This window comes from Lactococcus sp. AK05, assembly GCF_041026685.1.
Taxonomy (GTDB): Bacteria; Bacillota; Bacilli; order Lactobacillales; family Streptococcaceae; genus Lactococcus; species Lactococcus lactis.
The window spans coordinates 1-1,175 of the sequence record NZ_JBFTEI010000024.1; the positions used below are offsets into that span (position 1 = coordinate 1).

General features: G+C 35.5%; 2 protein-coding genes. Both read right to left on the bottom strand.

Translation table 11 applies throughout. The features are described 5' to 3' along the window. Nucleotides 1-399, bottom strand: a 399-nt coding sequence (locus AB6B24_RS12385; RefSeq protein ID WP_369164827.1) for a hypothetical protein, incomplete at its 3' end; no start/stop codon positions are given. Nucleotides 400-769: 370 nt separating this feature from the next. Then, nucleotides 770-1,036: a hypothetical protein gene (locus AB6B24_RS12390; RefSeq protein WP_369164828.1), complete on the bottom strand. Its 267-nt coding sequence runs from the start codon at nucleotides 1,034-1,036 to the stop codon at nucleotides 770-772. Between the last annotated feature and the right edge of the window lie 139 nt (nucleotides 1,037-1,175).

Here is a 1,175-nt window from a genome sequence, read left to right on the forward strand (position 1 = left end):
CTCACGTTCTGAACTTCTGTATTCACTGATTTCTTTCACTGCAGCGTTCATGAGAGGAATAATTTTAGAATCGAGGTCATTTAAAAGCTTATCGATCTTTTTATTATTTGAGCTTTCCCATGTCTTACTATCTTCATCATGAGCTTTTTTCAACTGAGGCAATACTTCTAAATCAAGGACGGCTTGTTTTTTATCTCGTTCTAGCTCCTCCAGTGAAAAATCAATTTCCTCAACTTCATATCTTGCTTCACGTTTTTTGGCTGCACTTGAAAAAGGAACCTTGCTATCAATTTTCTTCTGAAGCGTTTCTCGTCTTTTGACCAGCTTCGCCTTTTCATCGTTAAATTTCTTTTCTGTCTCTAGAATTAATTGATAAATTTTTTGTGTGTTTTCTAACATTTTAGTTCTCCTCATTTTTAAATAATTGTTCTCAGTTTGTTAACATTTAGCTGTTTTTTAACAGTTATTTTAACAATATTGACCATTTTAGGGCGGTTTTTCCCTTATATTTTTTAGAATTACAAAATCTCCTCAATCGTTATTTTTATTGACTTTGGAGTGTTTTCAACGTTTTCAGCACATTTTTCAACAAAAACACTATAAATAGCTTAACAGAGCCGTTTAGTTGTATTTTTGTTTTCAGTTAACACCCCCCTATCAAAAAAATAGCTTTATTTTTGGTTAAAAGACCCCAACCGGTCTGTGGTAAATTTGGAATTAGAGCCGATTTTTTTAGACCCGGGGGTAGTTTTGACAGAAAAGATAAGATTTATTCTGTTTCTTCGTTTTCTAGTTCGGAATCTTTAAACATTAAGAGTAAGTGTCCCTCATCATACTGTTCAATGAACGCTTGTACGGCTCGTATGAGGAGCTGACCGACCACTCGCTCTGTTATCCCTCGACGCTTAGCAATAGATACAATCCCCTCACGTTTAAAGTAGTAGCATTCAAAGATATTGCGTTGCTCTCTGTCGTCAATCTTATTAAGAGCTGACATAATCAGATCGGATTGATAAGGCTGTGGCTTATGTCTCATGATGATAGCTAAGATGTCCCTGAGCTTTAACCATTGCTCATGACTTAATCCCAAGTAGTTCGCCTTTGGTTTCTTGATATACATTGCTTCCTCCGTGATATAATAGATATATCGAAAGGAGTACTATGACAACCCTAGA